General features: G+C 70.7%; 10 protein-coding genes. 4 read left to right on the forward strand and 6 right to left on the reverse strand.

From position 1 onward, the window contains the following. Positions 1-8 precede the first annotated feature (8 nt). Together ACZ34W_RS07290 and uvrA are read right to left on the reverse strand one after the other, a co-directional pair. Positions 9-467 carry a Rieske (2Fe-2S) protein gene (locus tag ACZ34W_RS07290; RefSeq protein WP_352288129.1) on the reverse strand — a complete coding sequence of 153 codons (459 nt, stop codon included), beginning with the start codon at positions 465-467 and terminating at the stop codon, positions 9-11. A gap of 140 nt (positions 468-607) precedes the next feature. Continuing rightward, positions 608-3,511: an excinuclease ABC subunit UvrA gene (gene uvrA, locus ACZ34W_RS07295; protein WP_329490004.1), complete on the reverse strand. Its 2,904-nt coding sequence runs from the start codon at positions 3,509-3,511 to the stop codon at positions 608-610. A gap of 271 nt (positions 3,512-3,782) precedes the next feature. On the opposite strand from uvrA, the gene ACZ34W_RS07300 reads away from it, so the two are divergent. Both ACZ34W_RS07300 and ACZ34W_RS07305 read left to right on the forward strand, forming a co-directional pair. Next, positions 3,783-4,550, forward strand: coding sequence for a maleylpyruvate isomerase family mycothiol-dependent enzyme (locus ACZ34W_RS07300; RefSeq protein WP_465602354.1), 768 nt, complete (start codon positions 3,783-3,785; stop codon positions 4,548-4,550). A gap of 130 nt (positions 4,551-4,680) precedes the next feature. After that, positions 4,681-5,334 (forward strand): MBL fold metallo-hydrolase, encoded by a 654-nt coding sequence (locus ACZ34W_RS07305; RefSeq protein WP_329490002.1) that lies wholly within the window; start codon positions 4,681-4,683, stop codon positions 5,332-5,334. Positions 5,335-5,423: 89 nt separating this feature from the next. Here ACZ34W_RS07305 and ACZ34W_RS07310 read toward each other — a convergent pair whose 3' ends face one another. The 4 genes from ACZ34W_RS07310 to zapE form a co-directional block, all read right to left on the reverse strand. Then, positions 5,424-6,404 (reverse strand): TerC family protein, encoded by a 981-nt coding sequence (locus ACZ34W_RS07310; protein ID WP_329490001.1) that lies wholly within the window; start codon positions 6,402-6,404, stop codon positions 5,424-5,426. Between the two features lie 247 nt (positions 6,405-6,651). Next, on the reverse strand, positions 6,652-7,233 hold the full coding sequence (locus tag ACZ34W_RS07315) for a TerD family protein (RefSeq protein ID WP_465602356.1): 582 nt from the start codon (positions 7,231-7,233) through the stop codon (positions 6,652-6,654). A 246-nt stretch (positions 7,234-7,479) separates the two neighbouring features. After that, on the reverse strand, positions 7,480-9,570 hold the full coding sequence (gene uvrB / locus ACZ34W_RS07320; RefSeq protein ID WP_329489999.1) for an excinuclease ABC subunit UvrB: 2,091 nt from the start codon (positions 9,568-9,570) through the stop codon (positions 7,480-7,482). A 36-nt stretch (positions 9,571-9,606) separates the two neighbouring features. Then, complete coding sequence (gene zapE / locus ACZ34W_RS07325) at positions 9,607-10,689, reverse strand: cell division protein ZapE (protein ID WP_442906868.1); 1,083 nt, start codon at positions 10,687-10,689, stop codon at positions 9,607-9,609. Between the two features lie 87 nt (positions 10,690-10,776). Here zapE and ACZ34W_RS07330 point away from each other — a divergent pair, with 87 nt between their 5' ends. Then, on the forward strand, positions 10,777-11,577 hold the full coding sequence (locus ACZ34W_RS07330; RefSeq protein WP_465602358.1) for a pyrimidine reductase family protein: 801 nt from the start codon (positions 10,777-10,779) through the stop codon (positions 11,575-11,577). 129 nt (positions 11,578-11,706) lie between these two features. Further along, positions 11,707-12,168 (forward strand): indole-3-glycerol phosphate synthase, encoded by a 462-nt coding sequence (locus ACZ34W_RS07335; protein WP_329489997.1) that lies wholly within the window; start codon positions 11,707-11,709, stop codon positions 12,166-12,168. The last annotated feature ends 83 nt before the right edge of the window (positions 12,169-12,251 follow it).

The following is a 12,251-nucleotide window of genomic DNA, read 5'->3' on the forward strand; positions in this document are numbered from 1 at the left end:
CAACTGGTTCAGCTCGGGGTCACCTTGAGGTTGCCGCCCTCGACCGCCACGGAGTAGGCGGGGAGCGGGGTGGGCGCCGGTCCGTCCAGCACCGCGCCGTCGGTGATGGCGAACATGCTGCCGTGACAGGGGCATTGGATCTTCTGGTTCTTGACCTGGTCGACGATGCAGCCGGCGTGGGTGCACGTGGCGCTGAACGCCTTGTACTCACCGGCGTTGGGCTGGGTCACCACGATCTTCTTGTCCCGGTAGACGGTGCCGCCGCCGACCGGCACGGCGGTGGCCGGGCCGACGTCCACCGGGGTCTTGGGCCCGGAGGAGGTGGAGGTGGAGGAGGACGACGAGGAGCAGCCGGCGACCGCCAGCGTGCCGCCGCCTGCGGCGAGGACGGCCGCGGCACCGCAGAGCAGGGTGCGGCGGGAGGTGGCGGGGTTCTCGCCCAGCGGGCTCTCGGGGGCCTCGGACATGTGGTTCGCTCCTGGAGTCGCTGCGGTTCGCCGCGGGTCCCCCCGCGGCGCCGGTCGGCGGTGATTCTATGCGGCCCTTACCCGGCCGCCCCCCGAACGGGGGTCGGCCGGGCCGATGTCGTGCCGCCGACCTCGCGGCGCTACTTCTTCTTGGCGACCGCCCGCTTGCGCGGGGCCTTCACCGGCGCCGGGGCGTCGGTGAACTCGCCCGGGAGGATGTCCCGGAGGAACTTGCCGGTGTGGCTCTCGGAGACCGCCGCGATCTGCTCCGGCGTGCCCTCGGCCACCACCATGCCGCCGCCGGAGCCGCCCTCGGGGCCCATGTCGACGATCCAGTCGGCGGTCTTGATCACATCGAGGTTGTGCTCGATGACGATCACCGTGTTGCCCTTCTCCACCAGACCCGAGAGCACCTTGATCAGCTTGCTGATGTCCTCGAAGTGCAGACCGGTGGTGGGCTCGTCCAGCACGTAGACCGTCCGCCCGGTGGAGCGCTTCTGCAGCTCGGAGGCGAGCTTGACGCGCTGCGCCTCACCACCGGAGAGGGTCGGCGCGGACTGGCCGAGCCGGACGTAGCCGAGGCCGACGTCGTTGAGCGTCCGCAGGTGCCGGGCGATCGCCGGGACGGCCTCGAAGAAGTCCATCGCCTCCTCGATCGGCATGTCCAGGACCTCGGCGATGGACTTGCCCTTGAAGTGGACCTCCAGCGTCTCCCGGTTGTACCGGGCGCCGTGGCAGACCTCGCACGGCACGTAGACGTCCGGCAGGAAGTTCATCTCGATCTTGATGGTGCCGTCGCCGGAGCAGTTCTCGCAGCGGCCGCCCTTGACGTTGAACGAGAACCGTCCGGGCAGGTAGCCGCGGACCTTGGCCTCCTGCGTCTCGGCGAAGAGCCGCCGGACGTGGTCGAACACGCCGGTGTAGGTGGCCGGGTTGGAGCGCGGGGTGCGGCCGATCGGCGACTGGTCGACGTGCACGACCTTGTCCACCTGGTCGGTGCCGGTGATCCGGGTGTGCCGGCCCGGCACGCTGCGGGCGCCGTTCAGCTCCCGGGCGAGGTGGGTGTAGAGGATGTCGTTGACCAGCGTCGACTTGCCGGAGCCGGAGACCCCGGTGATCGCGGTGAACGTCCCGAGCGGGAAGCCGACCGTGACGTCCTTGAGGTTGTGCTCGCGGGCGCCGTGGACGGTCAGCTGGCGCTTCTTGTCCCGCTCGCGGCGGGTGGCCGGGATCGGGATGGACCGCTTGCCGGAGAGGTACTGGCCGGTCAGCGACTCCTTGTTGGCGAGCAGCTGCTTGAGCGAGCCGGAGTGCACCACCTTGCCGCCGTGCTCACCGGCGCCCGGGCCGATGTCGACCACCCAGTCGGCCATCTTGATGGTGTCCTCGTCGTGCTCGACGACGATCAGGGTGTTGCCGATGTCCCGCAGCCGGACCAGGGTCTCGATCAGCCGGTGGTTGTCCCGCTGGTGCAGGCCGATCGAGGGCTCGTCCAGCACGTAGAGCACGCCGACCAGGCCGGAGCCGATCTGGGTGGCGAGCCGGATCCGCTGGGCCTCGCCGCCGGACAGGGTGCCGGCCGCGCGGTTCAGCGAGAGGTAGTCCAGGCCGACGTCGACCAGGAACCGCAGCCGCTCGTTGACCTCCTTCAGGACGCGCTCGGCGATCTGCTTGTCCCGCGCGTTGAGCTTCATCGCGCCGAGGAAGTCCGAGCAGTCGCTGATCGACATCGCCGACACGTCCGCGATGGACCGGCCCTCGACGGTGACGGCCAGCACGACCGGCTTGAGCCGGGTGCCCCGGCAGGTCGGGCAGGGCACCTCGCGCATGTAGCCCTCGAAGCGCTCGCGGCTGCTGTCGCTCTCCGCCTCGGTGTGCCGGCGCTGGATGAACGGCACCGCGCCCTCGAAGCCCGTGGTGTAGGAGCGGTCCCGGCCGTAGCGGTTGCGGTAGCGCACCTCGACCTGGTGCTTGTGCCCGTACAGCAGCGCCTTCCTGGCGCGGGCCGGCAGCCCGGCCCAGGGGAGGTCCGTCCGGAAGCCCAGCTCGCCGGCGAGGGCGTCGATCAGGCGCTGGAAGTACTCCTTGGTGTGGCCGCCGGACCAGGGGTGGATGGCCCCCTCGTCCAGCGACTTCTCCTCGTCGGGGACGACCAGCTCCGGGTCGACCTCCATCCGGTTGCCCAGGCCGGAGCAGTCCGGGCAGGCGCCGAACGGCGAGTTGAAGGAGAACGAGCGCGGCTCCAGCTCCTCGAACGACACGTCGTCGTACGGGCAGTAGAGGTGCTCGGAGTACATCCGCTCGCGCTCCGGATCGCCCTCCGGGAGGTCGACGAAGTCGAGCACGACCATGCCGCCGCCGAGCCGCAGGGCCGTCTCCACCGAGTCGGTCAGCCGGCGCTTGGCGCTGCTCTTCACGGTGAGGCGGTCGATGACCACCTCGATGGTGTGCTTCTCCTGCTTCTTGAGCTTGGGCGGCTCGGCGAGCTGGACCGTCTCGCCGTCCACCCGGGCCCGGGCGTAGCCCTTGGACTGGAGGTCGGCGAAGAGGTCGACGAACTCGCCCTTGCGCTCGCGCACCACCGGGCTGAGCACCTGGAACCGGGTGCCCTCGGTGAGCTCCAGCACCTTGTCCACGATCGCCTGCGGGGACTGCTTGGCGATCGGGCGGCCGCAGTGCGGGCAGTGCGGCTTGCCGATCCGCGCGAACAGCAGGCGCAGGTAGTCGTAGACCTCGGTGATGGTGCCGACGGTCGAGCGCGGGTTCCGGTTGGTGGACTTCTGGTCGATCGAGACGGCCGGGGAGAGGCCTTCGATGAAGTCGACGTCGGGCTTGTCCATCTGCCCGAGGAACTGACGGGCGTAGGAGGACAACGACTCGACGTATCGGCGCTGGCCCTCGGCGAAGATCGTGTCGAAGGCGAGCGAGGACTTGCCGGAGCCGGAGAGGCCCGTGAAGACGATGAGGGAGTCGCGGGGCAGGTCGAGCGAGACGTTCTTGAGGTTGTGCTCGCGAGCACCGCGGACGATGAGGCGGTCGGCCACTGCTTCTGGCGCCTTTCTCCGGGGCGAGATGGCTTTGCGTGAGAGGTGTACTTCTTCCAGGATGCGCCTGCCAGCCTATAGCTCAGGCGTTCGATTCTCGACCTTGTCCAGCGGAGTCCACCCGATCGAGTGAGAGACCTGCTCGACGTTGACCGGGTCTGTTCGAGAAAAGCCCTGCTCAGCCGTGACATCGGAGATAGCGTCACCCTCGTCAACGAGCGAGTGCCCGTGCGGGCAACGCTGCCGACCACTCCGACGGAGGCCGCCACCGATGACCGACCCCCAGACCGCCGCCGACCTCGCCGACGAGCGGCTCCGGCTGGTCGCCACCAGCACCGGGCACCTGCTGCACACCGTGGCCGGACTGAAGCCCGAGGCCCTCGCGGAGCCCTCCGCCCTGCCGGGCTGGACCCGGGGCCACGTCCTGGCCCACCTGGCCCGCAACGCGGACTCGCTGGTCAATCTGCTCGACGGCGCCCGGACCGCCACCGACATCCCGCAGTACCCCAGCGACGAGGCCCGTGACCAGGGCATCGAGGACGGCGCCGACCGCCCGCTCGACGTCCAGCTCGACGACCTGCGCGACTCCGACGAGCGGTTCGCCGCGGCCGCCGCGGCGCTGGCGCCCGGGGCCTGGACGGCCTCGGTGCGCCACCGCACCGGCTACGTCTTCCCGGCCGCCGACATCCCGTGGAAGCGGCTGATGGAGGTCGAGTACCACCACGTCGACCTGGCCGCCGGCTACTCCCCCGCGCACTGGCCGGAGCCCTTCGCGGTGGCCGAGTTCCGGCGCCTGTCCGACCGGCTGGCGGGCGCCGAGGGCCTGCCCGCGGTCGAGCTGGTCGCCGACGACACCGAGGACCGGGCCGTGATCGGCACCGCCGGCGAGGGGCCCGGACTGACCGCCGAGGGCCCGGTGCGGGCGCTCGCCGCCTGGCTCTCCGGCCGCTCCGACGGCGACGGCCTGCAGGTCCACCGCGGCGGCGACCAGCTCGCCGACGGCCGCGCCGCGCTGCCCGCGCTCCCGCCGCTGGGCTGACGCGGGGCGGGCACCCGCAGCGGGCCGGGCCCCGGCGCGGGAAGATCCACAAGACGCGGCCCGGCCGCGCGACGATGCTGGCAGCAGGGGCGATGCCGACGGCGGCCCCGGAACGACGAGGAGCGGACGGATGACGTACCACGGAGCGGTCAAGGTCGGCGGGCCGCCGGACGTGCGCGAGCTGGCCCACCTGATCATCACCAAGGCGGCCGTCGGCCCGTACGACAACAACGCCTACCTGCTGCGCTGCCGGGCCACCGACGAGCAGCTGCTGATCGACGCCGCCGCCGACGCGCCGGTGCTGCTGGAGACGGTCGGTGACGAGCTGACCACCGTGGTCACCACGCACCGCCACCACGACCACTGGGGCGCGCTCGCCGAGGTGGTCGCGGCGACCGGCGCCCGCACCGCCGCCGGGCGGTACGACGCCGAGGGCATCGACGTCCCGACCGAGCTGCTGCTGGAGGACGGCGAGCCGCTGCGGTTCGGGCAGATCGAGCTGACCGTCCGGCACCTGGTCGGGCACACCCCCGGCGCCATCGTGCTGGTCTACGACGACCCCCAGGGCCACCCGCACGTCTTCACCGGCGACTGCCTCTTCCCAGGCGGCGTCGGGAACACCTGGGACGACAGGGCCGCCTTCGAGAGCCTCTACCGGGACGTCAACGAGAAGATCTTCGACGTGCTGCCGGACGAGACCTGGGTGTACCCCGGCCACGGCAAGGACACGACCCTCGGCGCCGAGCGCCCGCACCTCCAGGAGTGGCGCGAGCGCGGCTGGTAGCCCCGGTACGACGAACGGCGGGCCCGCGACCACTGCTCGGTCGCGGGCCCGCCGCCCTGGCCCCCCGGGGGTCCCGGGGGAACAGGGGATCAGGCGTCGATCTTCTCCGGAGCCTCGTCGGCCCGCTCCTGCTTCTTCGCGGCGATCAGGCTGGTCACCGTGGTGACGGCCAGCACCACCACGATGAAGCCCAGCGAGAACGGGATGCCGATCTCGGGGACGTGCACACCCTGCTCGTGCAGCGCGTGCAGCACCAGCTTCACGCCGATGAAGCCGAGGATCACCGACAGGCCGTACGAGAGGTGGACCAGCTTCTTCAGCAGCCCGCCGATCAGGAAGTACAGCTGGCGCAGCCCCATCAGGGCGAAGGCGTTCGCGGTGAAGACGATGTACGGGTCCTGGGTCAGGCCGAAGATCGCCGGGATCGAGTCCAGCGCGAACAGGACGTCCGTGGTGCCGATCGCGAGCATCACGATCAGCATCGGCGTCATCAGCCGACGGCCGTTCTCCCGGATGAAGAGCTTGGTGCCGTGGTACTTGTCGGTCGACGGGAAGCGCTGCTCGATCGACTTGAGCAGCCGGTTCTCCTCGAACTCCTCGTCCTCCTCGTCGGCCCGGGCCTCCTTGATCAGCTTCCAGGCCGTCCAGACCAGGAAGCCGCCGAAGATGAAGAACACCCAGGAGAACTGCGCCACCAGGGCCGCGCCGCCGGCGATGAAGACCGCCCGCAGCACCAGGGCGATGATCACACCGAACATCAGCACGCGCTGCTGGTAGATCTTCGGCACCGCGAACTTGCCCATGATCAGGATGAACACGAACAGGTTGTCGACGCTGAGCGACTTCTCGGTGATGTACCCGGCGAAGAACTCACCGGCCGGCTTGGAGCCGGAGTGCCACCAGAGGAACCCGCCGAAGACGGCGGCCAGCACGATCCAGACCGTGGTCCAGACACCGGCTTCCTTGACCGACACCTCGTGCGGCTTGCGGCCGCCGATGAAGAAGTCGGCCACGATCAGGGCCAACAGCACACCGATCGTGCCGATCCACAAACTTACGGAAACGTCCACTACTGCTCCTCCGGCAGGTAGGCGAGACAGTCATCGTCACTGCCGGAGGTCTCTTCCGCCCGCCGGGCGCATGTGCGGCGCCCGCGGACCAGCGCCCCGGGACGCCGCCAGGTGGGCGCCCGTGATGACGGGACAACTGCGAGGGAATACTCCCCTCCGCTCCCACGAGGCTAACAGAAGAACCAAGAGAAGGTAAAGAAGGTAAAGAACTACCCGGGGCGCCTGCCGCCGGCCGGGGCCCCGCCCGCTAGAGGAAGGGCTCGATGGCCGGCAGCAGGTCCTGGAAGGTCCGGCCCCGGGCCGGCGCGCCGATCGCCTGCATCCCCCAGCCGCCGGACGGCTCGCGGAACACCTTCGCCATGATCTGCCCGGTGTGCGGGCCGCCGCCGGCCAGCTCGTAGCGGGCCAGCTCCAGCCCGGTCGAGTCGTCCACCAGCCGGCAGTACGCGTTCTGCACCTCGGCGAAGGTCTGCCCGGTGTACGAGCTGACCGTGAACACCACCTGGGTGATGTGCACCGGTACGTGGGCCAGGTCGACCAGGATCGACTCGTCGTCGTCGCCCGCCCCGGTGCCGCCGACCAGGTTGTCCCCGGTGTGCCGGACGGAGCCGTCGTTGCTCTCCAGGTGCTGGAAGAAGACCACGTCGGACGGGGTCTGCTCGGCGTACAGCAGCGCCGAGGCGTCCAGGTCGATCTGTCGCGTCCGGCTGCCGAAGAGGCCGCGCTTGGGCGCCGCTTTCCAGCCCAGCCCCATCCGGACGACCGTCAGCGACTCGCCCGAACCCTTCTGCAGGCTGACCTGCTGCCCCTTGGCAAGGTTCACCGACACGGCCTTGTCCTCTCTGCCCAGCCGGGCGGTCGGTATCCGCGCCGGCTTCACGGTGGAACACCCCCTTGCCGTCCCCCGGCTGAGGCCCCCTGATGCGACCGCCCGTCCCGGGCGGCACCGCAGGCCAGCCTAGGGCCTGCGGTCGGCCGCGTCCGTCAGCGTCTACCCGTTTGTGGCAAGGCTGAGACACCGCCGGGCTTGACCGGTACCGGATCCGGCCAAGCCCGGCGCGGGCCGCGACCGGCCCTACGCGATACCCGCCTCGCGCATCTGGCGGAGCTCCTTCTTCAGCTCCTTGACCTCGTCGCGCAGCCGGGCCGCGACCTCGAACTGGAGGTCCGTCGCGGCCGCGTGCATCCGCTCCGTCATCGACTGGATCAGCTCGGCCAGCTCGGCCGCCGGCAGGCTCTTGGCGGGCTTGCGGTCCGCGCCCAGCGCCGGCACCGGGGCCTTGCCCTTGCCCCCCGCCCGGTAGCCGGAGGAGAGCAGCTCGTCGGTGTCGACCTCCTCGCGCGCGAGGGTGTCCAGGATGTCGCCGATCTTCTTGCGGAGCGGCTGCGGGTCGATCCCGTGCTTCTTGTTGTAGGCCTGCTGCACGGCCCGGCGGCGGTTGGTCTCGTCGATCGCCTTCGCCATCGAGGGGGTGATCCGGTCCGCGTACATGTGGACCTGGCCGGAGACGTTGCGGGCCGCGCGGCCGATGGTCTGGATCAGCGAGGTGCCGGAGCGCAGGAAACCCTCCTTGTCCGCGTCCAGGATCGCCACCAGGGAGACCTCGGGCAGGTCGAGGCCCTCACGGAGCAGGTTGATGCCGACCAGCACGTCGTACCGGCCGGCCCGCAGCTCGCGCAGCAGCTCGACCCGGCGCAGCGTGTCGACGTCGCTGTGCAGGTACCGGACCCGGATGTCCAGGCCGAGCATGTAGTCGGTGAGGTCCTCGGCCATCTTCTTGGTGAGGGTGGTGACCAGGACGCGCTCGTCCCGCTCCACCCGCGTCCGCACCTCGTGCACCAGGTCGTCGATCTGGCCCTCGGTCGGCTTGACGATCACCTCGGGGTCGATCAGGCCGGTCGGGCGGATGATCTGCTCGACCTGGCCGTCGCCGCGGGACAGCTCGTACGCGCCGGGGGTGGCCGAGAGGTAGACGGTCTGGTCGGTCCGCTCCAGGAACTCCTCCCACTTGAGCGGGCGGTTGTCCATCGCGGAGGGCAGCCGGAAGCCGTGCTCGACCAGGGTGCGCTTGCGGGAGGCGTCGCCCTCGTACATCGCGCCGATCTGCGGGACGGTGACGTGCGACTCGTCGATGACCAGGAGGAAGTCCTCCGGGAAGTAGTCGAGCAGGGTGTTCGGCGGGGAGCCGGGCGCGCGGCCGTCGAAGTGCATCGAGTAGTTCTCGACGCCCGAGCAGGTGCCGATCTGGCGGAGCATCTCGATGTCGTAGGTGGTGCGCATCCTCAGCCGCTGGGCCTCCAGCAGCTTGCCCTGCTTCTCCATCCGGGCCAGCGTCTCGGCCAGCTCCTTCTCGATGTCGTTGACCGCCCGCTCCATCCGCTCCGGGCCGGCCACGTAGTGCGAGGCGGGGAAGACGTGGACGGAGTCGTCCTGGCTGATGATCTCGCCGGTCAGCGGGTGCAGAGTGTACAGCGACTCGATCTCGTCGCCGAACATCTCGATCCGCAGGGCGAGCTCCTCGTAGACCGGGAAGATCTCGATGGTGTCGCCGCGGACCCGGAAGGTGCCGCGGGTGAAGGCGAGGTCGTTGCGGGTGTACTGGATGTCGACGAAGCGGCGCAGCAGCACGTCGCGGTCGATCTCCTCGCCCACCTTGAGCCGGACCATCCGGTCGACGTACTCCTGCGGGGTGCCGAGGCCGTAGATGCAGGAGACGGACGCGACGACGACCACGTCCCGGCGGGTGAGCAGCGAGTTGGTCGCGGAGTGGCGCAGCCGCTCGACCTCCTCGTTGATCGAGGAGTCCTTCTCGATGTAGGTGTCCGTCTGCGGGACGTACGCCTCGGGCTGGTAGTAGTCGTAGTACGAGACGAAGTACTCGACCGCGTTGTTCGGCAGGAGTTCCCGGAACTCGTTGGCCAGCTGGGCGGCCAGGGTCTTGTTCGGCGCCATCACCAGGGTGGGGCGCTGCAGCTTCTCGATCATCCAGGCCGTGGTGGCCGACTTGCCGGTGCCGGTGGCGCCGAGCAGGACGACGTCCTTCTCCCCCGCGCGGATCCGGCGCTCCAGCTCGGCGATCGCCGCTGGCTGGTCGCCATTGGGCTGGAAGGGGCTGACGACCTCGAAGGGCGTCTCTGAGCGCTCAATACTCGTGATGGGTCGCACGTGTCCACCGTACGACCCACCACTGACAACCGGTGCCTACTTGGCGCTGTCCCGGGCCAGCGCGACCAGCCGGGAGACCGCCCGGAGGTACTTCTTGCGGTAGCCGCCGCGCAGCATCTCCTCGGGGAAGACCTGGTCGAAGGGGACCCCGGAGGCGGTGATCGGCAGCTCGCGGTCGTACATCCGGTCGGCGAGGACGACCAGGCGCAGCGCGGTCGACTGGTCGTCGACCTGCCGCACGCCGCGCAGGCAGACCGCCTGCACGTCGTCCAGCAGCGCGCCGTAGCGGCTCGGGTGGACGGCGGAGAGGTGGTCGAGCAGCGCGGAGAACTCGTCCAGCGAGGCGCCCGGGGTGCGGGCGGCGACGGCGGCGACGGTCTCGTCGTCGTACGGCGGCGGGGCGGCCGGCAGGCCGCGGTGGCGGTAGTCCTGGCCGTCGATCCGCATCGGGCGGAAGTGCGCGGAGAGGCCCTGGATCTCGCGCAGGAAGTCGGCGGCGGCGAACCGGCCCTCGCCGAGCTTCTCCGGCAGGGTGTTCGAGGTGGCGCAGAGCTTGACGCCGTTGTCGACCAGGCGGCCGAGCAGGGTGGAGACCAGCACCGTGTCGCCCGGGTCGTCCAGCTCGAACTCGTCGATGCAGAGCAGGCGGTGGTCGGAGAGGGTGCGGACGGCCTGCTGGAAGCCGAGCGCGCCGACCAGGTTGGTCAGCTCGACGAAGGTGCCGAACGCCTTGGGGCCGGGGGCCGCGTGCCAGAGCGAGGCCAGCAGGTGGGTCTTGCCGACGCCGTAGCCGCCGTCCAGGTAGACGCCGGCCGGGCCCGTGGGCACGGGGGCCGTACGGCGGAACCAGCTGCGCTTGGGGGCGCCGCCGTCTCCGGCGTTGAGCGTGCCGGCGAACTGCTCCAGGACCTGGACCGCCTCGTACTGGCTGGGCTGGTTCGGGTCCGGGAGGTACGTTCCGAAGCTGACGAGGGAGAAGCGCGGTGGCGGGACCATCTCGGCCACCAGGCGCTCGGCGGGGACGACGGGGCGCCGGTCGGTGAGCGCGAGGGGAGCGGTGGCCACGTCTGCGGTCGCTATCGGCTCGGTCGGCGCGTCGGGGAGTGGGGCTGCGGGCACGGTACTAGAGGGTACGCCTGCCGGCGCACCGCTCGGGCCGAGGGCCGCCGGTGGATCGCCGGGCCCCGGGCGACGAGACTGGACGGCATGCAACAGTTGATCAGTCCGCTGTCCCGGCCGTTCGCCGATCCCGCGTCGCTGGAGTCGCTCGCCGCCGTCTACGCGTACCCCGAGCAGGTGAATCACGGCCGGCCGTGGCTGCGGGCCAACATGGTGGCCGGCCTGGACGGCGGGGCGAAGCTGGCGGGCCTGTCCGAGGGGCTCTCGGGGGACGCCGACAAACGGATCTTCGGAGTGCTGCGGGCGCTGTCGGACGTGGTGCTGGTGGGCGCCGAGACGGTCCGCGCCGAGGGGTACCGGCCGGGCCGGGCCCGGGCCGACTTCGCCGCGGCGCGGGCGGCGGCCGGGCAGGCCCCGGCCCCGGTCATCGCGATCGTCAGTCGCTCGCTGGGGCTTGACCTCGCGGCGCCGCTGTTCACCGAGCCGCTGGTGCGGACGGTGGTGATCACCACCGAGGACGCGCCGGCGCACAGCCGCCGGGCGGTGGCCGAGGTGGCCGACGTGGTGGTGGCCGGGAAGGGCTCGGTGGACCTGCCCGCCGCGGTCGCGGCCCTGGCCGAGCGGGGGTGGACGAGGCTGCTGAGCGAGGGCGGTCCACGGCTGCTGGGGCAGCTGGCCGCCGCGGACCTGCTGGACGAGCTGTGCCTGTCGGTGGCACCGCTGGTCACGGCCGGCGACGCGCCGCGCATCATCCACGATGCGGAAATGCCTGACGTGCAGCGGATGCGACTGGTCTCATTGATCGAGCAGAAAGGATTCCTCTTCACCCGCTACCTGCGTCTTCACCCGCAAGCCGCGTCACCGGCCCCCGTGACCGCCGGACAGTGATCCCGCTCTCCTTCAGGAGCTCCACCCGCGTGGCCCGCAGGGTCGCGGGGCAGCATGCGGAAAGCTTCCCGCCGGGCAGTATGGGATGCGATGCCGGGGCCCGGGGGCCGGTCACTGGAAGGGACTCACGTGTTCAAGACGGTACTGATGATCGAAAAGGCGCTCTCCGACGCCGATGTGGAGCTCGTCACCACACTCCACAGCGACGAGAAGGTGTCCTTCGTCGTCCTGATGCAGCCGCGCGGCAGACAGGACGAGCTGCTGAGGGCGCTGGACGACGTCGCCCTCGGCCACCTCGACAAGGTGGTGCGCGAGCACGACGAGTCCGAGCACGAGCCGACGGTGGCCGGCGAATCGCTCGCCCACAGCCTGCGCCACCTGCGCCAGGCCGGCGCGGAGGCGATCGGCGAGCTGGTCGAGGAGAAGCCGCTGGACCGGCTGCGCGCGGTGGTCGAGGAGCACCGGGCCGACGAGGTCGTGGTGCTCACCTCGCCGCACTTCGTGGAGGAGTTCTTCCACCGCGACTGGGCCTCCCAGGCCCGGCACAAGGTGGGTGTCCCCGTCCTGCGACTGTTCGCCAGCGACTCCTGACCCGACCCGCCGGTGGTGCAGAATCGTCCTTGCGGCCCGTCCGCGAGGACGATTCGCCCGTTGGTCCGCCGACCGACGTACCC

Source organism: Kitasatospora sp. NPDC022856, from assembly GCF_055561235.1.

Excerpts from the sequence above, each read along its gene's own strand:
- ACZ34W_RS07290 (WP_352288129.1), bottom strand. The coding sequence starts at position 467 with ATGTCCGAGGCCCCCGAGAGCCCGCTGGGCGAGAACCCCGCCACCTCC.
- ACZ34W_RS07300 (WP_465602354.1), top strand. The coding sequence starts at position 3,783 with ATGACCGACCCCCAGACCGCCGCCGACCTCGCCGACGAGCGGCTCCGG.
- ACZ34W_RS07305 (WP_329490002.1), top strand. The coding sequence starts at position 4,681 with ATGACGTACCACGGAGCGGTCAAGGTCGGCGGGCCGCCGGACGTGCGC.
- ACZ34W_RS07330 (WP_465602358.1), top strand. The coding sequence starts at position 10,777 with ATGCAACAGTTGATCAGTCCGCTGTCCCGGCCGTTCGCCGATCCCGCG.